The organism is Modestobacter sp. SYSU DS0875, assembly GCF_054050915.1.
Genome location: NZ_JBJHAH010000024.1, coordinates 1 through 26,415 on the forward strand (window position 1 = coordinate 1; position 26,415 = coordinate 26,415).

The 26,415-nt window shown below is 72.3% G+C and carries 24 protein-coding genes and 1 riboswitch; of the genes, 10 read left to right on the top strand and 14 right to left on the bottom strand.

The genetic code is table 11. From position 1 onward, the window contains the following. Positions 1 to 126: 126 nt before the first annotated feature. From ACI79Y_RS14405 to ACI79Y_RS14430, 6 genes are read right to left on the bottom strand one after another with little or no spacing between them, the layout of a single operon-like run. The gene (locus tag ACI79Y_RS14405; protein WP_457159138.1) at positions 127 to 1,077 is read right to left on the bottom strand and encodes an MBL fold metallo-hydrolase; all 951 of its coding nucleotides are present in this window, start codon (positions 1,075 to 1,077) and stop codon (positions 127 to 129) included. Then, positions 1,074 to 2,015 (bottom strand): fumarylacetoacetate hydrolase family protein, encoded by a 942-nt coding sequence (locus ACI79Y_RS14410; RefSeq protein ID WP_457159139.1) that lies wholly within the window; start codon positions 2,013 to 2,015, stop codon positions 1,074 to 1,076. Before ACI79Y_RS14410 ends, ACI79Y_RS14405 begins: the two co-directional genes overlap by 4 nt. Further along, positions 2,012 to 3,049 (bottom strand): amidohydrolase family protein, encoded by a 1,038-nt coding sequence (locus ACI79Y_RS14415; RefSeq protein ID WP_457159140.1) that lies wholly within the window; start codon positions 3,047 to 3,049, stop codon positions 2,012 to 2,014. Before ACI79Y_RS14415 ends, ACI79Y_RS14410 begins: the two co-directional genes overlap by 4 nt. A 56-nt stretch (positions 3,050 to 3,105) precedes the next feature. Beyond that, complete coding sequence (locus ACI79Y_RS14420) at positions 3,106 to 4,251, bottom strand: FAD-dependent oxidoreductase (RefSeq protein WP_457159141.1); 1,146 nt, start codon at positions 4,249 to 4,251, stop codon at positions 3,106 to 3,108. Between the two features lie 16 nt (positions 4,252 to 4,267). Beyond that, positions 4,268 to 5,206 carry a VOC family protein gene (locus tag ACI79Y_RS14425; protein ID WP_457159142.1) on the bottom strand — a complete coding sequence of 313 codons (939 nt, stop codon included), beginning with the start codon at positions 5,204 to 5,206 and terminating at the stop codon, positions 4,268 to 4,270. A gap of 32 nt (positions 5,207 to 5,238) precedes the next feature. After that, entirely contained in the window at positions 5,239 to 6,228 is a 990-nt protein-coding gene (locus ACI79Y_RS14430) for a fumarylacetoacetate hydrolase family protein (RefSeq protein WP_457159143.1), read from the bottom strand. Between the two features lie 265 nt (positions 6,229 to 6,493). Between ACI79Y_RS14430 and ACI79Y_RS14435 the strand changes: the two genes are divergently transcribed. Together ACI79Y_RS14435 and ACI79Y_RS14440 are read left to right on the top strand one after the other, a co-directional pair. After that, positions 6,494 to 7,414 carry a LysR family transcriptional regulator gene (locus ACI79Y_RS14435; RefSeq protein ID WP_457159144.1) on the top strand — a complete coding sequence of 307 codons (921 nt, stop codon included), beginning with the start codon at positions 6,494 to 6,496 and terminating at the stop codon, positions 7,412 to 7,414. A 207-nt stretch (positions 7,415 to 7,621) separates the two neighbouring features. Beyond that, positions 7,622 to 9,061, top strand: coding sequence for a sodium/glutamate symporter (locus ACI79Y_RS14440; protein ID WP_457159145.1), 1,440 nt, complete (start codon positions 7,622 to 7,624; stop codon positions 9,059 to 9,061). A gap of 405 nt (positions 9,062 to 9,466) precedes the next feature. Here the strand turns inward: ACI79Y_RS14440 and ACI79Y_RS14445 are convergent, their stop codons facing one another. After that, positions 9,467 to 10,081, bottom strand: coding sequence for a hypothetical protein (locus ACI79Y_RS14445; RefSeq protein WP_457081180.1), 615 nt, complete (start codon positions 10,079 to 10,081; stop codon positions 9,467 to 9,469). Between the two features lie 525 nt (positions 10,082 to 10,606). Here ACI79Y_RS14445 and ACI79Y_RS14450 point away from each other — a divergent pair. The 3 genes from ACI79Y_RS14450 to ACI79Y_RS14460 all read left to right on the top strand — a co-directional run bounded on the left by ACI79Y_RS14450 (position 10,607) and on the right by ACI79Y_RS14460 (position 14,492). Then, on the top strand, positions 10,607 to 10,909 hold the full coding sequence (locus ACI79Y_RS14450; RefSeq protein ID WP_457159146.1) for a GNAT family N-acetyltransferase: 303 nt from the start codon (positions 10,607 to 10,609) through the stop codon (positions 10,907 to 10,909). A gap of 267 nt (positions 10,910 to 11,176) precedes the next feature. Beyond that, entirely contained in the window at positions 11,177 to 12,460 is a 1,284-nt protein-coding gene (locus tag ACI79Y_RS14455; protein ID WP_457159147.1) for an ATP-grasp domain-containing protein, read from the top strand. Continuing rightward, the gene (locus ACI79Y_RS14460; protein WP_457159148.1) at positions 12,453 to 14,492 is read left to right on the top strand and encodes a CocE/NonD family hydrolase; all 2,040 of its coding nucleotides are present in this window, start codon (positions 12,453 to 12,455) and stop codon (positions 14,490 to 14,492) included. Before ACI79Y_RS14455 ends, ACI79Y_RS14460 begins: the two co-directional genes overlap by 8 nt. A gap of 219 nt (positions 14,493 to 14,711) precedes the next feature. On the opposite strand, the gene ACI79Y_RS14465 is transcribed toward ACI79Y_RS14460, so the two are convergent. Next, complete coding sequence (locus ACI79Y_RS14465) at positions 14,712 to 15,212, bottom strand: GNAT family N-acetyltransferase (protein WP_457159149.1); 501 nt, start codon at positions 15,210 to 15,212, stop codon at positions 14,712 to 14,714. A 99-nt stretch (positions 15,213 to 15,311) separates the two neighbouring features. Between ACI79Y_RS14465 and ACI79Y_RS14470 the strand changes: the two genes are divergently transcribed. Further along, complete coding sequence (locus ACI79Y_RS14470) at positions 15,312 to 15,470, top strand: hypothetical protein (protein WP_457159150.1); 159 nt, start codon at positions 15,312 to 15,314, stop codon at positions 15,468 to 15,470. 327 nt (positions 15,471 to 15,797) lie between these two features. Further along, complete coding sequence (locus ACI79Y_RS14475; protein ID WP_457159151.1) at positions 15,798 to 17,096, top strand: MFS transporter; 1,299 nt, start codon at positions 15,798 to 15,800, stop codon at positions 17,094 to 17,096. A gap of 33 nt (positions 17,097 to 17,129) precedes the next feature. Here the strand turns inward: ACI79Y_RS14475 and ACI79Y_RS14480 are convergent, their stop codons facing one another. Continuing rightward, complete coding sequence (locus ACI79Y_RS14480) at positions 17,130 to 17,504, bottom strand: ester cyclase (RefSeq protein WP_457159152.1); 375 nt, start codon at positions 17,502 to 17,504, stop codon at positions 17,130 to 17,132. Positions 17,505 to 17,592: 88 nt separating this feature from the next. Then, the gene (locus tag ACI79Y_RS14485; protein ID WP_457159153.1) at positions 17,593 to 18,303 is read right to left on the bottom strand and encodes a hypothetical protein; all 711 of its coding nucleotides are present in this window, start codon (positions 18,301 to 18,303) and stop codon (positions 17,593 to 17,595) included. Positions 18,304 to 19,068: 765 nt separating this feature from the next. Then, positions 19,069 to 19,165, top strand: a riboswitch (cyclic di-AMP (ydaO/yuaA leader). Between the two features lie 82 nt (positions 19,166 to 19,247). Between ACI79Y_RS14485 and ACI79Y_RS14490 the strand changes: the two genes are divergently transcribed. From ACI79Y_RS14490 to ACI79Y_RS14500, 3 genes are all read left to right on the top strand, one after another. Then, on the top strand, positions 19,248 to 20,114 hold the full coding sequence (locus ACI79Y_RS14490) for a LysM peptidoglycan-binding domain-containing protein (RefSeq protein ID WP_457159154.1): 867 nt from the start codon (positions 19,248 to 19,250) through the stop codon (positions 20,112 to 20,114). A 589-nt stretch (positions 20,115 to 20,703) separates the two neighbouring features. Then, positions 20,704 to 21,480, top strand: coding sequence for a GDSL-type esterase/lipase family protein (locus tag ACI79Y_RS14495; protein ID WP_457159155.1), 777 nt, complete (start codon positions 20,704 to 20,706; stop codon positions 21,478 to 21,480). Next, positions 21,477 to 22,040, top strand: a complete 564-nt coding sequence (locus tag ACI79Y_RS14500; protein ID WP_457159156.1) for an N-acetyltransferase family protein — start codon at positions 21,477 to 21,479, stop codon at positions 22,038 to 22,040. The genes ACI79Y_RS14495 and ACI79Y_RS14500 overlap by 4 nt, the downstream gene beginning before the upstream one ends. Before the next feature lie 229 nt (positions 22,041 to 22,269). Here ACI79Y_RS14500 and ACI79Y_RS14505 read toward each other — a convergent pair whose 3' ends face one another. The 4 genes from ACI79Y_RS14505 to ACI79Y_RS14520 all read right to left on the bottom strand — a co-directional run bounded on the left by ACI79Y_RS14505 (position 22,270) and on the right by ACI79Y_RS14520 (position 26,229). Beyond that, positions 22,270 to 22,851, bottom strand: coding sequence for an arginase family protein (locus ACI79Y_RS14505; RefSeq protein ID WP_457159157.1), 582 nt, complete (start codon positions 22,849 to 22,851; stop codon positions 22,270 to 22,272). Next, positions 22,835 to 23,038 (bottom strand): hypothetical protein, encoded by a 204-nt coding sequence (locus tag ACI79Y_RS14510; RefSeq protein WP_457159158.1) that lies wholly within the window; start codon positions 23,036 to 23,038, stop codon positions 22,835 to 22,837. Before ACI79Y_RS14510 ends, ACI79Y_RS14505 begins: the two co-directional genes overlap by 17 nt. A gap of 289 nt (positions 23,039 to 23,327) precedes the next feature. Further along, a complete protein-coding gene (locus ACI79Y_RS14515; protein ID WP_457159159.1) occupies positions 23,328 to 23,564 on the bottom strand; it encodes a hypothetical protein in 237 nt (78 codons plus the stop codon). 790 nt (positions 23,565 to 24,354) lie between these two features. Further along, complete coding sequence (locus tag ACI79Y_RS14520; protein ID WP_457159160.1) at positions 24,355 to 26,229, bottom strand: hypothetical protein; 1,875 nt, start codon at positions 26,227 to 26,229, stop codon at positions 24,355 to 24,357. Positions 26,230 to 26,415: the final 186 nt, after the last annotated feature.

Genomic DNA, 26,415 nt, shown 5'->3' on the forward strand with positions numbered 1-26,415 from the left:
CCCCCCGGCCGGGCCCCCCCCCCCCCCCCCCCCCCCCCCCCCCCCCCCCCGCCCCCCCCCCCCCCCCCCCCCCCCCCCCCCCCCCCCCGCGCCGGGTCGGCGCGGCCCGGGGTCAGCCGGGTCGGCTCAGGCGAGGCAGGTGAGCGGCCGGCCGCCGTTGAAGGCGACCATGTCCTGCAGCGCGGCCATCACGTCCAGCGGCCGGCCCCGATCCCCGGGATCACCGGAGAGGTCGGCGTAGGCGCGGTGCAGGTTGCCCACGATGCGCTCGGGGTCGCTGAGCCCGGCGAAACGTCCCAGGTCGGTGGCCCGGGCCAGCTCCAGCGGGGTGACGCCGGCGGCCAGCCCTTCCCGGGCCAGGCTCTCCACGAAGCGCAGGTAGGCCAGCACGTCGTCGATGACCTCCGGCCCGGTGACCGCGCCGTGGCCGGGCACGATCGTGCGCGCCCCCAGCGGCCGGACGAAGCGCTCCAGGACGTCGATGGCGCCCAGGACCGACCCGGAGAGCAGGAACGGCGTGCCCCCGTTGAACAGCAGGTCGCCGGCGAAGAGCACCGAGCGGGCCGGGATCCAGACCACGACGTCGTTGGTGGTGTGCGCCGGCCCGCCGCTGTGCACGACCTGGCACTCCAGGTCGTCCGACCAGAGGGTGACCCGGTCGCGGAAGGTCAGGAACGGCGGCGCCAGCGACAGGTCGCCGTAGTCGACGGGCGACCAGATCGGCCCGTTGCCGACCTGCCCGAGCGCCAGCACCTCCCGGCGGGCGTCCTCGTGGGCGACGATCGTGGCCCCGGTGAACAGCGAGTTGCCCGCGGTGTGGTCGGGATGGCTGTGGGTGTTGACCAGCGTCCGCACCGGCGCGGGGCTGCGCTGCGCGATCGCCCCCAGCAGGTCACGGGTGCGCCGCTCGGTGGAGGCAGCGTCGATCACGCTCACCCCGTCGCGGCCGACGATGAACCCGGCGTTGTTGATCATCCAGCTGCCGTCGGGCTGGACGAAGGCGAAGACGCCGTCGGCGACCTCCTCGGCGCGGCCGGGCCCGAGGGCCAGCCGGTCGATCGCGTGGTGGGTGCTCACGCCGTCCTCCAGGGCTCGATCGGGTGCCGGCTCGCGCCTGGGACGATCCGGTTGCGGGTGCCGCCCAGGCCCGCGACGGACGTCGTGACGACGTCCCCGGGGCGCAGCGGCGGCAGGTGGTCGCGGCCGTGCCGTCCCCACAGCTCGGCCAGGCACCCGTTCTGGCAGGTGCCCGACCCGAGCAGGTCGCCCGGCCGGACGTCGGCGCCCCGCGAGGCGTAGGCGACCAGGGCCTCGAAGGTCCACGACATGTTGGCCAGGGTGTCCCCGCCGATCAGCTCGTCGTTGACCCGCACCTCCATGCGCAGGTCGTAGGAGGGCCCCGACCGGTGCGGCGCCAGCTCGTCCGGGGTGACGAAGAACTGCCCGAGAGTGGTGCTGCCGTCCTTGCCCTTCGCCGGGCCCAGCCGCATGCGCATCTCGTGGAACTGCACGTCGCGGGCGGAGAAGTCGTTGAGCACCACGAACCCGGCGATGTGCCCGGCGGCGTCCTCCACGGCGATGTCCCGGCCGGCCGCGCCGATGACCGCACCCACCTCCAGCTCGAAGTCGAACAGCGCGCAGCCCGGCGGCACCGGCACGTCGGCGTACGGGCCGGCGATCGCGTAGGGGTTGGAGAAGTAGAAGGTGGGGATCTCGAAGAACTCCGGGGCCACCCCGCCCTCCGGGTTGCCGTTCCGGGAGATGCCGTTGGCGTGCTCGTAGAAGGTCGAGAAGTCACGGAAGGTCGGCGGCGCGAACGGCGCGAGCAGGTCGGCCCCCGCCAGCGGGACGACGTCGGCCCGGGACCGCAGCGCGGCGTCGGCGGCCTCGGCCAGGCGGCCCGCAGTGCCGATCAGCTCCGGCAGCTCCACCCCCGGGGGCAGGCCGGCCAGCTCCTCGCCGTCGACGACGGCCAGCCGGGGCCGGCCTCCGGTCGCGTGCCGCACGATCCTCATCGGGTCGCCTCCGCGGTCTGCCGCACGTCCAGGCCCAGCAGTCGGACGGCGTTGCCGCCGCGCACGGCCGCGGTGGTGGCGGCGTCCAGCCCGGCGGCCTCGAGCCGGTCGACCGGGTCCTCGACCCCCATGTCGAAGGGGAAGTCGCTGCCCAGGGTCACCTGGCCGGCGCCCATCACCGCGACGAGGTGCCGCAGCTGCTCGGCGTCGTAGACCAGGGAGTCGACCCAGGTGCGGCGCAGCAGCTCGCTCGGCGGCACCGAGGTGGTCCGGGCGTCGCCGCGGGCCCGCCAGGCGTGGTCGGCCCGGACGGCGTAGCTGCCCAGGTAACCACCGCCGTGCGCGGACCAGATCCGCAGCTGCGGGTGGCGTTCCAGCAGGCCGGAGAAGACGATCCGGGACAGCGCCAGCGCCGTCTCCGTGGGATTGCCGACGGTGTTGAACAGGTAGTAGGCATCCAGCCGCTCGCCGAGCGTGCACCCCCAGGGGTGGATGAGCACCGCGGTGCCCAGCTCCTCGGCGGCGGCCCAGAACTCCGCCAGCGAGGGGTGGTCCAGCTCCCGGCCGGGGCCGGCGGAGGTGGAGATCTGCACTCCCCGCAGGCCCAGGTCGCGCGCGGCGGTGCGCAGCTGCTCGACCGCCAGGTCCGGTTCGTGCAGCGAGACCGTGCCGATCGGCAGCAGGCGGTCGGGGGCCTGGTCGCAGTAGGCGCGGACCCCCTCGTTCGTCGTGGTGACGAACCGGTCGGCCAGCTCGCGGTCGGCCCAGTGCGCCGGTGCAGGCATGGGGCTGACGACCTGCAGGTCGACCCGGGCGGCGTCCATCGCGGCCAGCCGCAGGTCGAGGCCGGTGAGCCGGGGCATCAGCTCGGCCAGCTGGCCGATGTTGTGCTGCAGGGAGGCCGGGCCCAGCGTCGCGGCGTCGGTGCGCCGCTGGTCGGCCAGGCCGGGCTGCCCGTCGAGCAGGGCATCGACCTGGGGGAGGGCGACGTGCGCGTGCACGTCGATGGTGGGTGGGGTCGGGGGCGTCGTCACTGACTCTCCTCGGGTGTGCCGGGCGGCGGTGCCCGGCGGGGTCGGCGGCTGCGTGGTCAGGCCGGCTGGGCGGTCACCGCCTGCACCCGCCCCATGAGCCCGGGCACGTCGCCCTGCACCCGTTCCAGCTGCCACCGCGCCAAGGTCACCGACCCCTCGACCACGGTCTGCACGCGCGCCAGCCGGCGCTCGTGGAACCGGGCCCACAGGTCCCCGTCGACCACCGGCGCCGCCAGCAGCAGCTCGCTGAGCACCAGCGCGTCCTCCAACGCCATCGCCGCGCCCTGAGCGAACGTCGGCGGGCAGGTGTGCGCCGCGTCGCCGATGAACACCACCCGGCCGCGGTTCCACGGCGCGGGCAGCAGGTGCTCCTCGAACAGCGTGTAGTGGATCGCGTCGGGGTCCTTCACCGACTCCCGGATCTCCCGCCAGGGCCCGCCGTAGTGCGCGGCCAGCTCGCGGACGATCTCGACCTTCTCCTCCGGGGTGACCGTGGAGCGGTCCTGCGCGTCCTCGACCAGGAACGCGTAGAGCATGTCCTTCGACGTGGGGGTGTACCCGGCGATGTGGCAGCGACCGCCGTAGTACAGCTCGCCGGTCGGGACGTCGGCGGGCCGCGGCGCGAACACCCGCCAGATGCCCATGCCCAGCGGGCGCGTCTCCAGCTCGACGCCGAGCAGCGCGCGGGTGGGCGACCGCACGCCGTCCGCGGCGACCACCAGGTCGTACCGGTCGGCGCTGCCGTCGCTGAGGACGACGTCCACGCCGTGCTCGTCCTGCGCCAGCTCCACCACCGTGGTGGCGAAGCGGAAGGTCACACCCGCGTCGGTGGCGCGGTCGGCGAGCAGCGCCGCCAGCGCCGGCCGGTACATGCCGATGGCGTTGGGCAGGCCGTCGGACGGCGCGGCCGGCGCCCCCTCCGGCGGCCCGCCCATGGTCGCCAGCACGGTCGCCTCGGGGTCGGGTGCCCGCAGCCGCAGCTGCGTCGAGTCGGCGCCCTCGACCAGGCACTGGTCGAGGATGCCCACCTCCCGCAGCACCCGCAGGGCGTTCGCCTGCAGGGTGATGCCCGAACCCAGCGCGGACACCTCCGGCTTGACCTCCACCAGGTCGACCCGCACGCCGGCGTCGGCCAGCATGGTGGCGGCCGCCAGGCCGGCCGCCCCGCCGCCGATGACCAGGACCTCCTGCACTGCTCTCATGTCCCTCGCCCCGCGCTCAGACCGGCGGCGCGACGAAGACGCCGCGGTCGGGGTCGTTGAAGCTCTCCTTGCCGACCAGTTCGTCGAACGGGTTGGCGGTGCCCCACTGGTCCTGCACCTCGAGGTCGGTGACGTCGTAGAGGCTGGGGTGCCAGCTGTCCTCGTCGAGCTGCTCGAGCTCGGTCGTGTACTCCATCGTGTTGCCATGCGGGTCGATGAAGTAGCTGAAGGTGTTGTCGCCGGCCAGGTGCCGCCCTGGGCCCCAGATCATCCGGGTGCCGGCGCGCAGCAGCCGGCCGGTGCCGCGCATGTACTCGTCCAGGCCGCGCATCTCGAAGGAGATGTGGTGCAGCGAGGCGTGCGGCGCCTTCGCCACTGCGAAGCTGTGGTGCTGCGGATTGCACCGCATGAAGGTCATCAGGTCACCGACGAACGGGTGGGTGAGCTTGTCGGAGGTGGCGAAGCCCAGGTGTCGGGCGTAGAAGGCCTCGGTGCGCGCGGTGTCGGGGGAGTTGACGACGACGTGCGACAGGCGGACCGGGATGGCCTCGCGCTCCTCGATCCGGCGGTGCCGGCGGTTCTCCACCTCGGTGGAGATCTCGACCGTGCGGCCGTCGCAGTCGAAGAACCGGAAGCCGTAGCCGCCGCCCAGGGTCTGCATCGCGTCGGGCTCGCTGACCAGCTGCACGCCGGCCGACCCCAGCCGGGCGGCCATGGCGTCGACGTCCGCGCGGGAGGCCGCGCCGTAGGCGATCAGGTCCAGCCGCTTGTCGGCGTCCTTGCGCAGCCGGACGACGTACTGCTCGGGAGAGCCCTCGGCGGCCAGGTACACCAGGTCGCCGTCCTCGGCGACCGGGGTCAGGCCCCACAGGTCGGTGTAGAAGGCCCGCTGCCGGTCGTAGTCGGGCACGGCGATGTCGACGTGCCTCAGGTGGGTGATGAGCCGGTCGGACACGGCTGTCCTCTCTCGGTGCGGTCGGTGGGTGGTCAGGCCTCGTCGACGCAGCGGTTGGACTGCGCGCCGAGGCCGGTGATGGTGGAGTCCATGACGTCGCCGGCCCGCAGCAGGCGGCCGTGGGCCAGGCCGTTGCCGGCGGGGCTGCCGGTGAGGACGAGGTCGCCCGGCTCGAGGGTCGCGACCTGCGAGCACCAGGACACGATCCGGGCGACGTCGTGGACCATGTCCTTCGTCGACTCGTCCTGCATGACGTCGCCGTTCAGGCGCAGCGTGATGCGCAGGTCGCCCGGATCTGGCAGCGCCTCCCGCGGCACCAGCACCGGCCCGGTCGGCAGGAACGTCGGGGAGTTCTTGGCGGCCAGCCAGTCGGCGCCGAGCGCCGCCGAGTCCTTGCGGAACAGCTTGTCCCGCAGGGTCACGTCGTTGACGATCGTCCAGCCGGCGACCACGTCCAGCGCGCCCTCGACGGGCACCCGCCGGGCGCGCCGGCCGATCACGGCGGCCAGCTCGAGCTCCCAGTCCGGCTGCTCCCCGTCCCGGGGGAGCAGCACGTCGTCATGGGCGCCGCAGATCGCGCTGGGCAGCCCCTGGAACACGAAGGGCGGGAGCGCCAGGCGCTCGTCCATGTGCGCCGCGGCGTCCGCGCGCACCTGCTCCGGGGTTCGGCCGTCCGCGCCGTCGTGGTGGGCGACCACCAGGTCCAGGACGTGCGTGCGGTAGTTCGCGCCGGCCTGGAACACCTGGCGGGGCTCGACCGGGCTCAGCACCGTGCAGCCGGCCAGCGGCGCCCAGCCCTCGGTGGTCAGCGCGAGCTCACGGAGCAGCGGCAGCACCTCGTCCCAGCGGTCGAGCAGCGGCCCGGTGCCGGCGGGGTGGCCGAGCTCCGCGCGGCCGGACAGGTCCAGGACGCGGTCCCGGGCGACGAGCGCGGGGAAGTCCCGCCCGCCCCCGTCCCGCAGTCGCGCCACCGCCCACGTCCCCGCGTGGTCGATCTCCGAGACGCCGGCTTCGCTGTGCATCTGGCTGGGCCCCTCACGTGTGTCCGACGGTGGACGCCCCGGCCGGACCAGCTCGTCCGGAGGGCGCGCCCAGCATCTGCGACGGGGGTCACACAGCGGAAACGCCGCTTGGGTATGGCCGGCCATCCGCGCCGCGGATGACGCAGGTCACGTCCAGGCCGAGCCGCCCGGACGGGGGAGCCCGCGGGCAGGTGGGTCACCGGCGGGCGGCGGTCCCTCTACGCTCCCGCGGCACCGGTCATCGACGATCGCCAGAGGAGAGCGCATGGAGCTGCCCAGCCTGGATGTGAACCTGGTGATCGTCCTGCACGCGCTGCTGGAGGAGCGGAACGTGACCCGGGCCGGCGAGCGGGTGGGCCTGAGCCAGCCGGGGACCAGCGCGGCCCTGGCCCGGCTGCGCCGGCACTTCGACGACCCGCTGCTGGAGCGGACCGGGTCGACCTACGAGCTCACGCCGCTGGCCCACGCCCTGCGCAGCCAGGTCAGCGACACCATCCAGCGGCTGGAGCTGCTGCTCAACGCCCGGCCGGACTTCGACCCGGCGACGTCGGAGCGGCAGTGGGTCCTCCAGTGCTCGGACTCGGTGCAGACGTTGCTCGGGCCGGGGATCGTCCGCGAGGTCATGTCCGAGGCGCCGCACGTGCGCCTGGACTTCCAGCCGCTCGACCCCCGGTTCGCCGTCGACCCGCTGACCGCGGCGCGCGACATCGACGTGATGATCGCGCCCCGGGGCCTGTTCACCGCGCCGACGCTGAACGCGGTCGAGCTGTACCGGGACCACTGGACCTGCGTCACCTCGGTGGCCAACACCTCGGTGGGGGAGCACCTCAGCCCGCAGGAGATCAGCGACGCGCGCTGGGTCGTCTCCTTCCGCGACCCACCGATGAACTCACCGGTCGACGCCGCCCTGGCCGCTCTGGGCATCGACCGCCGCAGCGCGGTGAAGGTGCAGAACCTGACGTTGCTGCACCGCCTCGTCGCCGGCACCGACCTGCTGGTGCTGGCCCACGAGCTGGTCGCCGGGGACCTGGCGGCACAGGGCCTGCGGCGGGTCGAGCTCCCCGTCGCGCTGCCCCCGGTGGTCGAGGCCGCGTGGTCGCACCCCAGTCGGCAGCTCGACCCGGGGCACCACTGGCTGCTGGGCGTGTTGCAGCGGGTGGCGGCCGGCATCACGCCCCCGGGCTGACCCCGGGGCGGCCGCTCTCCGCTACGCCCGGCGGGCAGGACGGCGACATCCGCGTCGTGCCAGCCCGCCCACTGCGCGATGCGCACCAGGCGCCCGGATCCCGGCGCCGGGTTGTCGTCGGGTCCCGGAGCCGACAGGGTGGACCAACCCGTCGGGGACCACCCCGCGCCATCGGCCCCCGACCCGGCCCCGTCCCAGGGAGGCGCCGTGTCCGCCGACGTCATCGGGCTCAGCCTGCTGGTGCTGGGCGTCCTGCTCCTGGTCGCCAAGCTCGTCCGGATCCGCTCGCGGATCGCGCAGAAGCTGTTCCTCCCCAGCTCGATCATCGGCGGCTTCCTGGCCCTGCTCATCGGCCCCGAGGTGGTCGGCTCGGTGGCCGAGGCGATCGGCGGCGAGGACGCCCCGCTGACCGGGGGCCTGTGGCCCGCCGAGTTCCTCGACGTCTGGGCGTCGCTCCCCGGCCTGCTCATCTCGGTGGTGTTCGCGACGCTCTTCCTCGGCGAGCGGATCCCCAAGGTCAAGGAGGCCGCCGAGCTGGCCGGCCCCCAGCTGGCCCTGGGCGTGACCATGGCGTCGGGCCAGTACGTGATCGGGCTGCTGCTCGCCGTCCTGCTGCTCGTGCCCTTCCTCGGCCAGGACCCGATGGTCGGCGCCCTGATCGAGGTGGGGTTCGAGGGCGGTCACGGCACGGCCGCGGGGCTGGGCAGCACCTTCGCCGACCTCGGCCTCCCGGAGGGCCAGGACCTGGCGCTGGGCCTGGCCACGGTGGGCGTCGTCTCCGGCGTCGTCGTCGGCATCGCCCTGATCAACTGGGGGGTGCGCACCGGCCGCGCCCAGGTCCTCGAGGACGACGCGAAGACGTCGCTGGCCGAGCAGCGCGGGCTCTACGAGCGGGAGGAGCAGAAGCCGGCCGCGATGCTGACGGTGCGCACCGCCTCGGTGGAGCCGCTGGCCATCCACTTCGCGATCGTCGCCGTGGCGATCCTGCTCGGGCTCGCCCTGCTGGAAGGGCTGCAGGCGCTGGAGGCCGCGCTCTGGGCCGACACCGTCGAGCTCTTCGAGTTCGTGCCGCTGTTCCCGCTGGCGATGATCGGCGGCGTCGTGGTGCAGAAGGTGGTCGATCGCTTCGACCGCACCGGCATCGTCGACCGGCAGATGATGCTGCGCATCCAGGGGATCGCGCTCGACCTGCTGATCATCAGTGCCCTGGCCACGCTGTCGATCCAGGCGATCGCCGACAACTGGGTGACGTTCCTGGTGCTGGCGATCGCCGGTCTGTCCTGGAACGTGGGTGTCTTCGTCTTCCTGGCGCGGCGGATGATCCCGCGGTTCTGGTTCGAGCGGGGGATCGGCGACCTGGGGCAGTCCCTGGGCGTCACGGCCACCGGGCTGATCCTGATCCGGGTCGCCGACCCCAACGCGGCCACGCCGGCCATGGAGGCCTTCGGGTACAAGCAGCTGGCCTTCGAACCGTTCTTCGGCGGCGGTCTGGTCACCGCGGCGTCGCTGCCGCTGATCGCCCAGTTCGGGGCGGTGCCGCTGCTGGTCGTGATGGCAGTCCTGCTGGTGGTGTCGCTGGGGGTCGGCATCCTCTGGTTCGGGCGGCGGACGCCGGCCGAGGAGGAGGCCCGGGCCCCGGACGGCTGATCCGGCGATTGCCTGCCCGCCCGTCCGTCTCCAGCGTGGTCGCTCCAGCACGAGGGCATGAGGGCGCTGTGCGTGCTGCGGAGCTGCAGCCGGAGTGCCTCGGATCTCGCGGCGAGCCGGTCCAGGGCCTGAACGCGACAACGCCCCACGCCCCTGACCCGGAAGGACGTCGAGGCGCCTCGGTGTCCGGTGTCCGAGTCGCGACACGGTACGTGCGCACACGCCTCGGTCCGGTCACTCGCTGACCGGGCGTGGTCCCGCCGCCAAGCGTGGGGGACCCCTCGCCTGCCCGCCGTTGCGGGGCGCGGCCCCTGGCGAGCCGTGCTCGACGTCCCCGGCCCCGCGAGATCGCGGCCGACGCCGCGGTGGCGACCCGCGGGGCCGCTACCAGCTCATCGCACCCGATCAGGCGCGGCCGAGGACCCAGAAGTTCTCGCCGCGCTGGGCCTCGAGCTCGCTCAGCAGCTCGCGGTGGATCTCACGAACCCGGGCCGGCGTGATCGCCTCCGCCGGGTCCACCTCCTCGATCTGCAGGCTCGTCTTGTCCTCGTAGAGGTGCTCGCCGGCCAGGCGGGCCTGCTCGTCGTAGGGCCACAGGAAGACCTGCCGGCTGGAGACGTGGTACAGCCCGTCATCGCTGGGGACGTCGTAGCCGACCGCCCGCAGCTCGGCGCCCTTGGCCAGCTGGTGGAAGGTGAGCTCGTCCGCCACCCCCCAGTCGGCGACGGCCACCAGGTCGTCGGAGTTCCACAACACCGACTCCCCGACGCTGCGGTAGAAGCCCAGGACGCCGTCCTTGCCCTCGATCACCGCCGGGGTGTCGCCCCAGGTGACCCGGTAGACGGGGTGGTCAGTCATCATGTCCGCCGCCACGATGCGCTCGAAGTCGCCAGCACCTTCCAGGTGCACGTGGCGCCAGTAGTTCAGCAGGATCGCCCGGTGCCGCGGATCGGTCGTCCGCTCCAGCAGCTGCGCCGTCGGGTTCATGCACTCGTACACGGCCTTCTCGAACCGGTTCATGTCCTGAGCGTTCCTCACCACTTTCGGCGGGGCAACCACAGGCCGGGCTGCATCGGTGCCGCAGCCGGACCTCGTCGGCCGCGTGGAGGCGAAGGGGGGATGCGGAGACGGTCGACATCCATCGGAACTCGACCGGCGGGCGAGCAGTCGTGGACTCCAACGCGTCGGGACTCGACAGACGGATCGTCACGGGTGCCGCGCTGCTGTTCGGGCCGAGCGACGAGAAGGTCGCCGTTGCCGACTGGGGCTTTGCTGCGGCGTCAAGGTTCGACGTCCACCTCCCGGGCTCCGAACTGACCGAGATCGGCTCTCCAGCTCCGCCAGCCGGGCCGCGTCATCGGAGGGAGAGGGGCCGGTCCGGCCGCTCGGGGACCCGGACGTCCGGTCGCTCGTCGCGGACGCCGGGGCCCGGGGGCTGGTCAGCGCTCCGGCCGCTGGGGTGTACTCCTCGGGCGAGCCGGGCTCGCCGCACGGCCGCCGACGCGGCCGGGGCGTTCAGCAGAGGGGGCACACGTGCAGGTGACCATGACGGATGCCGCGGAGCAGCACCGGTACGAGGGACGTGTCGACGGCGAGCTGGCGGCGATCGCGGAGTACATCCGGACCCCGGACCTGGTCGTCTTCACCCACACGGAGGTCCTCCCCGGGCACGAGGGCCGCGGCATCGCGTCGTCGCTCGTGCAGCAGGCGCTGGACGACGTGCGACGGCAGGAGCTGAAGGTGCTGCCGTTGTGCCCCTTCGTCGCCGGCTGGATGCAGCGGCACAGCGACGGCTACGGCGACCTGGAGTACCGCTCCCGGACGACCATCACCGCCGCCACCGCCTGAGCCCATCGCCGGTGAACCACCGGGCGCTCCCTCGCCCGGCCGGGCAGCGGGGGCCGGTGGGGCCGCTGCGTCAACGCGGCCGTCGCAGGCACCGTGCGGCTGTCCGACCCGTCGCGCCGATGTCCCTGGCGGCGGGCTCCCGCCTCGGGTACCCGATGGTGCGCGCCGCGCCAGTGGCTGCTGGCGCCAGCCCCGGCGCCCGCGGCCACCGCGCCCCGATCGCAGCCCTGTCGTGTGATCGTCGAGGTGGCGGGTAGCGGCGCTGTGATGGCTGCCAACGTCTTCGTACTCGGAATGGACGACCTCAACGCGGAGATCCTCGATGACCTGCCCGAGGACCGCTATCGGTTCCACGGGCTGCTGCCCAAGGACGAGTTGATCGGGGTCGAGGACATCGACCTGCCGGCGCTGCTCGACCGGGCCCAGACGCACCTCGAGGCCTTCGACGGACCCATCGACGCGATCATCGGCTACTGGGACTTCCCGGTCAGCTCCATGGTGCCGATCCTGTGCCGCCGGTTCGGCGTGCCGGGCCCGTCGCTCGAGGCGGTGACGAAGTGCGAGCACAAGTACTGGAGCCGGCTCGAGCAGCGGAAGGCGATCGAGGAGGTGCCCGAGTTCGCCCTCGTCGACGTCGACGAGCCGGGCCGGCTGCCGGCTGACCTGCGCTACCCCGTGTGGCTCAAGCCGGTGAAGTCGGTGTCCTCGGAGATGGCCTTCCGGGTGGTCGACGACGACCAGCTCTCGGCCGCGCTGGCGGAGATCCGGGAGGGCATCGGGAAGTACGCCGAACCCTTCGAGTTCGTGATGGACCAGCTCGACCAGCTCCCGCCCGACATCGCCGAGGTCGGCGCCCGGGTGTGCCTGGCCGAGGAGGCTGCGGTGGGCCGGCAGGTGACCGTGGAGGGCTACCGGACGGCGGGCCGCTCGCACGTCTACGGCATCGTCGACTCACTGCACTACCCCGGTACGTCCAGCTTCCGGCGCTACCAGTACCCCTCTCAGCTGCCCGAAGAGGTGCAGCGCCGGATGACGACGCTGTCGGAGCGGGTCATCGACCAGATCGGCCTGGACCAGATGACGTTCAACATCGAGTACTTCTGGGACCCGGAGACCGATCGCGTCCGGCTGCTGGAGGTCAATCCTCGGCACTCGCAGTCCCACGCGCTGCTCTTCGAGCGCGTCGACGGCGTCTCCAACCACGAGCTGCTGCTCGAGCTCGCCCTGGGGCGGCAGCCGACCGAGCCACGCGGCGACGGCAGCTACGGGATCGCGGGGAAGTGCTTCCTGCGGGCCTTCGACGACGGGCTGGTGACGCGGACGCCGTCCCCGGAGGACGTCGCACGCGTCGAGCGGGAGGTCGAGGGCGTCACCGTCGAGGTGGTCGCGGAGCAGGGGCACCGGTTGTCGGAGCTCTCGCAGCAGGACAGCTACAGCTACGAGCTGGCGCTGCTGTTCATCGGTGCGCAGGACGAGGCGGAGCTCGACGCCAAGTACGACCAGTGCGTGCGGATGCTGCCCTTCGAGTTCGAGGAGGCCGCACGTGGCTGACGCCGAGCTGCGCCTCCTGCGGGAACTCCCCGGCGAGGTCGTCGAGGACGAGCACGTCTGGATCCCGATGTCGGACGGGACGCGGTTGGCCGCACGGATCTGGCGGCCGGCGGACTCCGCGGACCAGCCGGTGCCGGCGGTCCTGGAGCTGATCCCGTACCGCAAGCGCGACCTCACCGCCTACCGCGACTCCATCCACCACCCCTACATGGCCGGCCACGGCTACGCGTGCGTACGGGTGGACCTGCGGGGGAGCGGCGACTCCGAGGGGGTGCTGACCGACGAGTACCTCGAGCAGGAGCTCACCGACGCCGAGGAGATCCTCGCCTGGCTGACCGAGCAGCCCTGGTGCAACGGGTCGACCGGCATGATGGGCATCTCCTGGGGTGGTTTCAACGCCCTGCAGGTCGCGGCCCGCCGGCCACCGGGACTGGATGCGATCGTGACGGTCTGCTCGACCGACGACCGGTACGCCGACGACGTCCACTACATGGGCGGGTGCCTGCTCAGTGACAACCTCTCCTGGGCCTCGACGATGTTCGCCTACAACTCGACCCCGCCGGACCCGGCCCTGGTGGGGGACCGGTGGCGGGAGATGTGGCTGGACCGCCTGCACGGCAGCGGCCTGTGGCTGGAGGAGTGGTTGCGCCACCAGACCCGGGACGAGTACTGGCGGCACGGCTCCGTCGGCGAGGACCCCTCGGACGTCCAGTGCGCCGTCCTGGCGGTCAGCGGATGGGCCGACGGGTACTCCAACGCCGTCTTCCGGATGATCGAGAGCCTCGAGGGGCCGCGCCAGGGGCTGATCGGTCCCTGGTCGCACAAGTACCCGCACCTGGGCCAGCCCGGCCCGGCCATCGGCTTCCTGCAGGAGGTCGTCCGGTGGTGGGACCGCTGGCTGAAGGGCATCGACAACGGCGTCACCGAGAACCCGGCGCTGCGGGTGTGGATGCAGGACAGCGTGCCGCCGCTGACGGCCTACGAGGAGCGCCCCGGCAGGTGGGTGGGGGAGCCGAGCTGGCCCTCGCCGCACATCCGCCAGGTCGCCCACCCGCTGGCCCGCAACCGGATCGTCACCGGCGGGGAGGCGCCGCCGGAGGAGTCGCTGGGCATCGAGTCGCCGTTGTCGGTGGGGCACTTCGCCGGCAAGTGGTGCTCCTACAACGCGCCCCCGGACCTGCCCTACGACCAGCGCGAGGAGGACGGCGGCTCGCTGGTGTTCGACAGCGACGTCCTGGAGCAGCAGTACGAGATCCTCGGGGCTCCGGCGGTGGAGCTGGAGCTGACCAGCAGCCGACCGAACGCGATGGTGGCGGTCCGGCTCTCCGACGTGGCGCCGGACGGGCGGGCCACCCGGGTCACCTACGGACTGCTCAACCTCACCCACCGGGACGGGCACGCCGACCCGCAGCCGCTGGTCCCCGGGGAGCGCTACCGCGTCCAGGTCCAGATGAACGGTGTCGCCCACGCCTTCGCGGCCGGCCACCGCATCCGCCTGTCGCTGTCGACCTCGTACTGGCCGCTGGCCTGGCCCTCACCGGAGTCCCCACGTCTCGAGGTGACGACCGGGTCGAGCCGGCTGCTCCTCCCCAACCGGCCCCTCGCGGAGTCCGACGAGGTCACGCTCCAGCCCTTCGAGGAGCCCGAAGGGGCCGAGCCGATCACGGTCACCAACGTGCAGCCCGGCGAGCACCGCTGGCAGGTCACGCGGGACCTGATCGGCTACGAGTCCGCGCTGGAGGTCGTCAACGACCTGGGGACCGTGCGCTTCGACGACATCGATCTGGAGGTGACCCGGCGGGCCGAGGAGCGCTACAGCTCCGTGGGGGACGACGTGGGGTCCGTCGGCGGGGAGACGACGTGGCGGTTGGCGTTCCAGCGGGGTGACTGGCTCGTCCGGACGGTGACCCGCACCGTGCTGACCTCCACCGCGACGGACTTCTGCCTGCACGCGGAGCTGGATGCCTACGAAGGCGACCGGCGCATCGTGTCGCTGAACTGGGACCGGACGGTGCCACGGCATCTCGTGTAGGTCGATCCCCGCCACGCGCTCGGCGCCGTCCCCCGACGACGCAGTCGCCGCTGACCGGCCCGGTCAGCGGCGACTGCGCGGGCGGACGGCCCGGGGGAAGAGGGCGGTGGCGGCAGGCATCCACCCGCCGCGGCCGAGGCGGCGCGAGCAGAAGCCCGCAGACCTCGAGCAGGGGGCCCCGCCTCACGTACTCCGCAAGCGGATGCGCGCCTGGGAAGATCAGTCCTCCGGGGCGGGCGCCAGGGTCTTGGTGAAGAAGACGCGGCGGTAGCCGCCCTGTCCGGCACGGTGGGTCTCACGGTAACCGCGTCGGGCGTAGTAGGCGACGTTCTCGGTCATCGCCACATTGGTGTAGAGCCGCACCTGCGCAAGGCCCAGGGCGCGGGCGTGCTGCTCGGCGAGGCCGAGGAGCAGGGAGCCGAGCCCCTCGCCGCGCCGGGCAGCGTCCACGGCGATGTTCTCGATCAACAGATGATCGGTTGCCACCTCGCCGACAAGGACGGCGACCGTGCGGGCGTCCTGCTCCAGCACCCAGGCGCAGGCTGGTGGGGTCAGGTGACCGTAGTCGGCCAGCATCGGTGCCGGTTCACGACCGATCCGAGGCACGTAGGGCTGGTAGGCGGCGCGGGTCAGTTGGTGCATCGCGGCAGCATCCCGGTCACCCGCAACCCTCACCCGGAGGCCCGCACGCCCCCCAGCCGCCGACACCTCGTCCTCCACGGGGCCAGCCTTCCAGTTGGGCCCGTCGCAGCGTGGTGTTCGGGTCGTCGGCTTCCGCGGGAGGTCTGATCACGAGCCCACCCCCGCACCTCGACCACGATGGCCGGCCGGGACCACGGGACGAAGACGGCGGGTGAGCGCACTGGTGCGCGGCGCGCGGATCGGCGATCGTGGGGGCTGGTGGTGTCGCTGGGGGGCATCCTCTGGTTCGAGCGGCGGACGCCGGCCGAGGAGGAGGCGCGCACCCCGGACGGCTGACCGCGCACGTACCCGATCCCCACAGGTCCCGAGGGTGCAGCGGTGACCGCGGGCAGCGGGCGCGGTACCGGTGCGGCGGCCTTCCGTCCCGGTCCGACCACCGTGGCGTCCTGCTCCTGTTGTGGCATGGTCGGGTGTGCCCCCGTCCGTTCGGGAGGTGGTGCTGGACGGTCGGGTACCCCGTGCGGGCGCCGGGCGAGGGGAGCCATGAGCGGGGAAGCCATCCGGGACGTCGACGCAGAGCAGGACGGGCCCGCATCGCCACCATCCGCATCGCCACCATCCGCATCGTCACCACCGGCGTCCGGCCCGGCTCAGGGAGCCGAGGTGCCGGTACCGGCGGTCCCGGTCCCCGGCGGGACCGTCCCCCCGGAGGCGCCGGAGGCCCCGTCGGTGCTGGGCGCGATGGCGATCCTGCGGATCGGCGGCTTCCTGGTCCTCTACCTCAACGCCGCGGCGGTCTTCCTGGGCGTCATGGCGCAGGCGATCGCCCGCAGCTGGCTGGCCTTCGAGCTGACCGGGTCGAACGCGGCCCTGGGTGGGGTGCTGCTGGCGTTCGGCGTGGCCCTCCTGGTGGCCACACCGTGGGGTGGGGTCGCCGCCGACCGGCTGCCCAAGCGGCTGGTGCTGCAGGTCTCGGTGCTCCTGCTGGCGGTGTCGAGCGCCTGGATCGGGCTGGCCGTCGTCCTCGACGTCATCGCCTACTGGATGCTGCTGGGTGCGGGCGTGCTCCAGGCCGTGGGTTTCGCGCTGTTCAACCCGGCCCGGATGGCCTTCCTGAGCGAGCTGGTGCCCCGCGGATCGGTGCCGCAGGCGGTCTCGCTGCTGCTGGTCAACGCCGAGGTGAACCGGGTGGTCGGTCCGGCGCTGGCCGGCGTGGTCATCGGTGCGGTCACCTGGGGCATCGAGGCGGTCTTCCTGTTCAGCGCGGCGCTGGCGACCGTCGGGGTGCTCCTCACCGCAGCCCTGCCCGCCGGGCGGCGGCAGGGTGAGGCCTCCGGCCGGTCCCCGCTCGGTGAGCTCGCCGACGGGGTGCGCTACGTCCGCCGGCACCCCGAGCTGAGCGCCCTGGTGTGGTGCGGCATCGGCGTCGCCATGATGGGGCTGCCGTACCTGGCCTTCATGCCGACCATCTCCAGCGACCTGTTCGGCCTCGGCTCGGTCGGCTACGGCGTCCTGGCGGCGACGTCCGCGGTCGGTGGGGTCGCGGCGGGCCTGCTGCTGGGCCGGCGCGCCTCGTGGGTGCGGCAGACCCGGGTCCTGGTGGGCTCCGGCGCCGTCTTCGGCCTCGCCATCTGCGCGCTGGCGATCGCGCCCAACGCCTACGTCGCAGTGGTCGTGCTCCTCGCCGTCGGCGCGTCGATGCTCGCCTTCCAGACCACCAACCAGTCGCAGCTGATCGCCCTGTCGGACATGGAGTACCACGGGCGGGTGCAGGGGCTGATCATGCTCAGCTTCAGCGCGTTCGGCATCGCCGCGCTCCCGCTGGGCCTGCTCGCCGACCTCATCGGGCTGCGGTGGACGCTCATCGGGATGGGCGCCGGTGTGCTCGCCTTCGTGGCCCTGTACGCCGTCCTCAGCCGGCGCCGGATGGCGGGCGCAGGCCGGTTGCGGGACCTGGGCTGAGCCACCGGCCGCAGCGGTCCGGGCGGGGCGGGGTCAGCGCCAGTCGACGCCGGGCAGGGTGGCGCTCCAGGACTCGGCGATCTGGCCGTCGGCGACCCGGTGGACCACCAGCCAGGTGACCACCGACGTCTGCCCGGTCTCGAGGTTCAGGCCGGTGGTGGTGGCCCGCGTCCAGATCCTGTCCTCGGCGGTCACCTGGTCGTCGACGGTGGTGGCCGGGTCGTGCAGCAGCTGCCAGGACTCGCGGACCTCCCGCTTGAACTGCGCCCGGGTCAGCGACCGGGTCCCGGCGGAGGAGTGCCGCACGTAGGGCTCGGCGATGAGCTCGTCGATCACCGTGAGATCGCGGCGGTTCCACAGCCCGTCCCAGTAGCGCTGGACGATCGAGGTCGGTGCCTGCTGGGTCACGATGCGGGAGCCTAGGGCCGCGACCGGACCGACCGGTGCAGCTGGCCCACGGTTCCGTGACCAGAGCCCGACAGCGCCCCGGATCCGGTCAGGCCTGCCCGGGTTCCCTGGCCGGTGCCTGGGGTGCCGGGAGCGGGGTCCAGGGCAGCGGAGGTGCCACCGGGGGTGCGGTGAGCTCCTGGTAGGCGGTGGTGTGCGCCCGCAGCGCGCTGACCGCCTCGGCGACGTCGGTGGCCGGTCGGCCCGCTGCGCACGCGGCCTGCTCGGCGTCGGACACCGCGCCGCAGACGTCGGCGACCGTGTCGAGGTAGGCCCGTGCCTCCGGCGCCGGGTCGGCACCGGCCGGGTCGTGCACCAGGGCCCGCTGCCGCAGGCGCTGCTCGAGCCCGCGCCCCTCGGCGTCCAGCGAGGGCACCAGGTCCGGCACCTCGCCGAGGTGGGCACCGGCGGCCTGAGCGGAGGCGACCTGGCGGCGCAGCCGATCACGAGCGCGGGCGACCTCGAGCTGGAGCTCGGCGCAGGAGCGTCGCGGGCCCGGGGGCAGGCGGCTGGCCGCGACGGCGGTGGCGCCCTGCACGCCCAGCTCGCGGCCGCGCGCGGCGAGCTCCCGGCCCCGGGCCGCCAGCGGACTGCGCCGGACCCGTCGGAGGACCAGCCATCCGGCGAGCGCGGCCAGGAGCAGGAGCGTCACGAGCACGCCACCGAGGACGGTGATCACCGTCGGGTCCAGCCAGAGCAGCCAGGACAGCTCGTCGTCGGCGCGCACGTCCAGGGCGCCGGTCGGCAGCGGGGTGGTCATGGTGCTCCTCGTCCAGGGCGGTGTGCCGGCTGCCGGGTGAACGTCCGGGGTCCGTCCCGCGGTTCCCGCCGTCGGTGCTCCAGCCGGGGACCCCGCCTCCTCCGGCCGCATGTGATGTCTGCGGCGTCGGAGGGTAGGCCCCGGGGAACGTCAACTGCTGGAGGGAACGACATGGGCCTCATCTCTGGACTCGTCAAGGCCAACCTGCTCAAGCGACTGCTGAGCCGGTTCACCGGCGGTCGGCGCGCCTGATCGCCGATCCCGCGACAGCGCTCCGCCACGGAGCAGCCCGGACGGCCCTGGTCGACCTCCTCGCCGAGGAGGACGGCCGGGGCCGTCTCCGTCTCCCGGCCGGTGGCCGGGTACCTGGACCGGCCACCGCCGACGCCGGCGGAGGCGACGGTGGCACGCGCGCCGAGTGACTGCGGTGGGTGACGACATACCGACGGAAAGTAGGTTGACTCTGCAACCGAACCCGACAGCGGACGGCGCTGCGGCCGGTGCCCACCGCTGGCGTGCGGACAGGTCACGAACGGCGGAAACGGCAGGTCAGGCGCGTCCGGCTGGCCGTCCGGCGGCGGCCGAGGAGGCGCGTCGGCACCCCCGGGTCCTGCCCGTTCCAGAGCCCGGTGGAGGCAATCGGGGGATTGCCGTGGCCGATCGCCGTCTGCCTACCGTGCGCTCGTCCACCGACTGCGGAGGACCCGGATGGCGGCCCGCCGAACCTGCCCACCGCCACCGGACCAGACGACACGACGGGCAGGCGCGGGGGACCCACGCGCAGGACCGGGCCCTCGGGCCCTGGGGTGAAGCCGCATCCGCGGCCGGGCAGCTCTCGCCCGAACCCGACAGCTAACTCCGCAGGCGGTGAGAGGCGCACATCCATGGCACAGCGACACCCGGGACGGCACCTCCGTCCCACCCGGCGCCCGAGCATGGCGTCCGTGACCCGTCCCGCCCTGACGGTCGCGGCAGCAGTGGCCGTTCCCCTCGCGGTGGCCGCCCCGGCGCACGCCGCGGAGTACACGGTCGCTCCCGGCGACACCCTCAGCACCCTCGCCGCGGCCCACGGCACCACCTGGCAGACCATCTACGCGGACAACGCCGGCACCGTCGGCGCCGACCCGAACCGCCTGCGCGTCGGCCAGGTGCTCACCATCGGCGGCGCGGCACCCGCGGCGCCGGCCGTGACCTCGCAGAGCGTCTCGCGGGAGTACGTCGTCCGGGCGGGCGACACGCTCGGCAGGATCGCGGCCGCCCACGGCACCACCTGGCAGCAGGTGCACGCGCTCAACCGGGAGGTCATCGGCGGGAACCCGAACGCCCTGCGCGTCGGTCAGCGACTCGTGCTCGGCGGCACGGTGGCTGCTGCCGCGCCCCGGGTCGCCGAGCGGCCGGCCAGCCGGAGCGCGGACCGTGCCGCGCCAGCCGCGCCAGCCGCGCCAGCCGCGCCAGCCGCTCCCGCGGCTCCGGCGGCGAGCGCGGGGGCCTACGACGTGTGGGCTCCGCACGTCCGCCCCGCCGTCCAGGAGGTCGCCGAGCGGTTCGGCGTCGGGACGGTCGTGACCCGGCCCGGCCACAGCCCGACAGAGGACCTCGCGGCCGACTTCATGGTCCACACCGACCGGGCCAAGGGTGACGCCGTCACCCAGTACGTCATCGACAACGCGTCCCGGTTCCGGGTCGAGTACGTGATCTGGCAGCAGCGGATCTGGCAGGCCCGTACGGGCACGTGGCAGGGCATGGCGGACCGGGGGTCGCCCACCGCCAACCACATGGACCACCCGCACGTGTCGTTCCTGCCCGGCTGACGCCCGCCGTCATGGGCCGCTGAGGCCGGATCGCCGACGAGCGCCCCTTCCCCGGCAGCCAGCCGGGGGAGGGGATCGTCCGGTCAGTCCCGAGCGAATCCCGATCGCCGATGCTCGGTCGGGCTCCCTCCGAGCTCCGCACTATGGGCGGCCAGCCCAGCGGAACACTGCTCCGTGCGACCCGGACCGGAGCTGGCGGACAACGCTCGTGCGCACATATCTGTGGAGTGAGCGATCCGCCATCTCGACGGCGACCTCGTCCGCGCTGCGAGCAAGATCGATCTCCGTGCCGTCGAGCGGGCCACCCTCGGCCACGACCCGTTCGCTGGACTCAGCCACCAACCGAACGTACGCACCGCCGTCCCGCGCGGAGGCAGCTACCGACGTACCGCAGGGCTGCCTGGCGACGAGCCGGCCGCCGTCCCGCAAGGGGATCCCGCTGTGGGACGACGGCGGCGAGCTGGCTTCGGCCTGTTGCGGAGCCGGGGCACTTCGCTCTTCGTGTTGATGCATGCGCATTGACCGTTGCTGTTCGCTCGCCAGTCGATCGAGCGAGACGGGCGAGACGGGTGACTGACCATGCGCGCTCATGCATGACTATGCTGGTGGTCATGTCACATGCGTCTGCCGGCTGGGTCGTCGTCGCGTGCACTCCCGTGTCGCGCCGCCGCTGGAGCGGCACGTGCTGGAGCGGCGATCCCGCGACGTCGTGACGGCCCCGTCGGATGTGCGGGTCTGTGTCTTCGGGGACTCCTTCACCGCCGGGGTCGGGGATCGGACCGGAGCGGGGTGGGTCGGCCGGGTGGCAACCGCAGCACAGGATTCCCGCTGGATCCTGACGGTCTACAACCTGGGCGTGCGTCGGGACACGTCCGTGGACATCGCGCGGCGCTGGTTCGGAGAGGCCCGCACCCGGCTGAAGGACGGCGACCGCTTCGGCGTCGTGCTGGCCATCGGGGTCAACGACGTCGATGAACAGTGGGGACGGCGGCGGGTGCGCCGCGACCGGACCCTGGCCGTGCTGGCCGACATGCTCGACGACGCACACACCGCTGGGTGGGCGCCGCTGGTGGTCGGTCCGCCACCGGTGCTCGACCCCTCCCTGAGCGCCTGCGCGGCCGACCTGGCGGCCGGCATGGCCGAGGTGTGCGCTCAGCGTGCCGTGCCGTTCATCGACGTCGGCGTCCTGGCCGACGACCCGGTGTGGGCCGCGGAGGTCGCCGCCGGGGACGCCTTCCATCCCTCGACCGCCGGCTACGGGCGGCTGGCCGGGATCGTCGCGCCCGTCGTCACCGACTGGCTGGGTGAGCTGGTGGACCGACCGGTTGCACAGCTGCGGCCGGGGCGGACCGGGAACGCCCGGTGAACGAGCCGCTGATCTCCGCCCTCCCGTCGGGCTGGTCGGTGCGCCACCCGCACGCCGACGACCACACGCGGGTGCAGACGGTGCTGGGCCAGTGGTGGGCCGGCTTCGGTGGCGAGGCCGGAGCGCGGGAGCGGGCAGCGTTGCTGCCCCGGCTGTTCTTCGAGCACTTCACCGACACCAGCTACCGGATCGAGGACGACGACGGGCGCCTGGTGGCCTTCCTGATCGGATTCCTCTCACCGTCCCACCCCGGCCTGGCCTACGTGCACTTCGTCGGCGTCGATCCCGCAGGCCAGCGCGCTGGCCTGGGGTGCTGGCTCTACGCGCGATTCTGCGCCGCCGCCACCGCGCGCGGGGCCTGGAAGGTCGGGTGCATCACCAGCCCCGGCAACCGGAACTCGATCGCCTTCCACACCCGGCTCGGCTTCCGCCTCGAACCCGGCGACCGGACGGTGAACGGGATCCCGGTCCACAGCGACCACGACGGCCCCGGACTGCACCGCGTGCTCTTCACCCGCAGCCTCGACGACCGCGGCTCTCCAGGCACGCCGGGCAGCTGATCAACGTGCTCAGCCAGCGTTGACTCGGCGACCCAGTGCGGATCTGTTGGGGTGTTCACTCGTCCAGCACAGCGGCGGTGCTGGCGAGGCTTCTCGACGACGGGTGCCTCGCCCGAGCTGGCCCGGGCCCTGCCACCCAACGGAGTCGTACCGCGAGTGACCACGAACGCTCATGGTGCCGCCGCCCCGATGGGCAGGTAGCCGTACCAGCGGAGCAGTGCGGTCCCGGTTACGAGGCGGGCTGTAGTGCCGCCAGAGCGGGCACCAGGCGCGCACGGTCTCGGCGTTCGGTCTCGTCGACGGTGGGCAGCCATGGGCAGGAGACGTCGACGGCGACGACTCGGCCGGTGTCCATGACTCGCTGGGCAGCAGACAGCACCTCGGTCGGGCTGGGACCTCCTGGAGCCGGGAAGCGGAGCCCGGGCATGCTCTCCGGGTCGACGACGTCAACGTCCACGTGGAGCACCAGCGGACCGGGCGGCAACTGCCCTGCGGTCACGTCCTGCACCGCGATCCGCCGAGGCCCTCCCGAGGCGAGCACCTCGATCTCTGCCGGATCCAGGTCGCGGGCATCCACCAGCACCGCCTGCTCGGCAGTCAGCGGCCCCAGCCGCAAGGCATCGCCGAGCAGCTCCGGATGGGCGCCCATCGCCAGCTGCAGAGCCATGCCGCCCGGATAGCCGGACGTCGACGTGTGCAGCGTGTGCACGTCACCGTGCGCGTCGAACCAGACGATCGACGGGCTCAACGCTGCTCGCTGCAGTCCCGCCAGGACCGCTGTGGCGACCAGGCAGTCACCGGACAGGACCACCCGGTCGGCCGACCTCTCGCGCGGAGGCGACGGTGTCGGCCACGTGCTCGTACAGCATCTGCAGCCGCGGCCACATGCCTGTGTCCGGAAGTTCGGGGTCGACCACCACGACCTCATGGTCCGGTCGCGGGATGTCCGAGGACTGGAGGCGTTCATCCTGGTGAAACGGCACGATGACGTTGACCACGATGGTGATGCTGCCTCACCTGGCGGCGGCGCTCCGCAACAGGCGGGGGAACTCGGGCAACAGCACCGAGCTGCACCTACACCTACAGGTGAGCGACTCGACCGACTGGACCCGTGCGCGCGGACTGCCGTTTGCCTTCCGCCGCCCGAACGGCTCGCCCTGGGTGCCCGCGAACACGGAGCTGGTCAGCAGTTGACGCTCCCGCGCGGGATCTGCCACGGCGGTCTTCGCCCGAGCAGAGTCGTGCCGGCGTCAGCGTCCATAGGGCAAGGTCTGCTGGGCCCGACGGTCAGTACTGATCTGGACAGGAGGCCGTGGCCCTCGACTCGTCCCGAGCCGTGATGATGCTCTTCGCCTCTTCTGCTGCGTACCTGTCCAGCGGCGAGTTCTTGCCGTCTAGCACGAAGACTCGTTCGGAGAGCGTCCATTCCGGAGCTCTCACCTGCTCGGCCGGGTCATCGGCCACAAGGGTGATCTGCGACGGGCCTGAGGTGGGGTGGATCCACTCGTCGATGTAGAACGTCACGAGCAAGCCGTCGGCCTCCTGACTGGTGCTCGCCACGGTCCCCCAAAAGGCATGGTCAGAGCAAGCAATGACTGCTGCAGCACTGCCCAGGCTGCTGGCCTCAGCCTCGCTATCGCTGGTCCCGCAGCCCGCGAGCAACACCGATGCCGCAACAGCAGCTCCCGCGGACCAGGGCCGGGGATGCCCCCTTCCGCCCGACCGAGGGCGCAAGAGCATGCTTTCGGTCGCCATCGACCCAACGTAGGCACCGATGCTGGCGGTCGGACAGCAGGACGCGATCACAGTCGCCTTCGCGACACCTGTAGAGGAACGCCCAACGGGGATGGCGCAGGTCAGGTGGGTGCGCCGTGCGGCGGCCGTCCCGTATGCCCCGTCCGGTGAGGAAGCTCGTAAGGGGGCGCCAACCGGTAGGTCTGCTGCGGCCTGGCCTTGTTCCTGGCGGTGATCGGTTGGGAGCGCCCCCAGTTCAGCCCATCCCTTGCCAGAGAGCGGACGACCAAGACCCGGCCGAGGACCACGGCCAGCCGGTCGTTCGATGCAGTCCTTCAGGCATCCAGCGGACGTGCCGATCTCAGAAGCAGGAGAACCCCCACCGGCCTGAGGGCCGTGGGGGTTCAACTCGGTGTCCGAGGGGGGAGTTGGACACCGTGAAGTGGGAGCCGTCCCACCGGCTTCTCCCGCTGGGGGAGTGGGGCGCGGTGTGCGCGGCTTCGTGGACATGGTCGGAACGTAGCCCGCCGGTCGGACAGCCCACGATCCATGGGTACTCATGCCCGGCCGCCTCGCGGGGTCAGAAGGCTCGCACCGCCCGCCACCCACGGACGGCCACTGCCGTGGTTCCTCGCCAAACTCGGCCGGCGGGGCTGTGCTTCTTTCCCGTGATAAAAGACTTACATGGAGTAAGTGCAACAAGGAGTGCGAGCGCAGGGGCCCAGTAAAGCAAGAAGCGAGCGAGTGGCAACCCCGGTACGGCGCCCGGGTCGACAGCACCCACGCCGCTTCCCCCTGATGCCGCCGCAAGGATGATTAGCGAGACCCCCCACAGACAGAGCAGTACGGTCCACCAGCGGACCGGATACCCCGATGCGGCCCGCACCGTCAGGACGAGGAGCATCAGGGAGAGCGGACCGAGCCGCGCAAGCGTCGACTGCTCTACCGCGTCGGCGTACTCCGCTCCGAGGCTGTAGTGCGCGCCGTTCACTACCAGCAGACTGACGGCCAGCGTTCCCCCGACGATGTAGCGCCATGCCACAGCGGTCTCCGATACGTCCTTCGTGAAGACTCTGACGACCCGTCGTGCGGCCGCCCCTTTGATGTTCCGGCCGACTGAGCGACGCTCCAAAAGCGACAGCGTGAGCATGAACAGATGTAGGCCGCCCAGCCAGGCCACGAGAACCCAGAGGGAGCCACCGAGCTGGGACAGCGCTGCGAATCCACGTCTGTTGAGGTCCACAGTCTCGGCCAGGAAGGCGAGCACGATCACTGCGGTGAGAACTGCGCTGATCCGACGACGACGCGTATGCCGACCTACGAGGAAGCGCTCCTGCCCCTGAATCCGTTCTGAGGCTTGGCGAGCGAGGTCGTTATTGACCATCAGTGCCAGCTCATGCGTAATGCGCCACACCGCGGGTGACCCGTGGTGGAAGTACGAGATGTGGTCGAGCAGCGGGTTTCCAAGCGCGGGAACAAGTCGTTCCTGGGCGTGCGGAAGGCTCGGGAACAGCAAGCGTCCAACCATGTCGTGTGGACTGCTGAGCTCCAGCCACCTCCCCTGAAGCGGGCGTGTGGCGAGGCTGGCCAGCTCGTGAGCAAGGTCGGTACCGCTGACCAAGCGCCTTGAGAGAAAGGACAGTAAGAGCCCACCCCCGACTAGCAGCGCGAAGGCGGGAAACCCGACTTCGTGCCAGGGAAGCATCGTATCCCAGAGGTACTTGCTCGTCTCGAATGACATGGACGCCAACAGTTCCGCACCTGTTCGGCGCTCCAGTTCGTCTGCGGGGGCTGCGAGGTCGGCACCCGCGCGCGCCATGTCAGTGAGCGTTGCGCTGGCGAAGGCCAGCGTCGCCCTAATCCCCGGCGCGAAGGCGAGGCCGGCGAGGACGGTGGAGAGAAGCGTCAGCCACGCCGCGGCCACGAGCGAAGGGCGATCGAACCGTTGGATGATCCAGATCGGCTTCAAACCCGAACCTACGCCGATGAGACGCTTCACCGTGCCAGCCGGTCGGACGCCCCCTCGGCGGGAAGGACGGCGCGCGGGAGTGCGCGAAAGAGCCAGATGGGCCAGGTACCCGCCCTGAGAATGCCCGATGACGACGACCTCGTCGGCCCGCTGGCCGACCCATTCGAGTGCCTGCCGGATCCGCTGCAAGACAACCTCGGTGTCCTGACCCCCGCTCGCAGCTATTTGCACGTCCCCGAGGATGTTCCGGCTGCGGGCGATGCTGAGCACAAGCACCAGACCGAGCAGAAACAGGCCAAGGGGTCGAACGGCGTAGGCCACTCCGACGACGACGACAACGAGCATCAAACGCCATCCAGCGCGAAACACGCTCAGCTGGAACGGCTCAGCCAGTGTGGGCGTCAATGCCAGACGAAGGCTCCGGCGCCGGCCCCCGTCGTCCTCATCCCGTAGGGCGTCCTCGTCCCTGCGATCCGGCAGGATCATCAGGAAGAGGAGGACGGGCAGGAGCCGTACCAGCCACCAGAGGAAGCGAAGTCGTCGCCTGGGTACGGCCCGAGACCAGTGCGCCTCGGCGCAGACAACTGAACGTGGCCGTCCTCGAGGATCCTCCAGCGTCAGCACCCCATGCGATGGCCACGCTTCGGTGGAGCGGTCCGGCGCCGTGGCCTT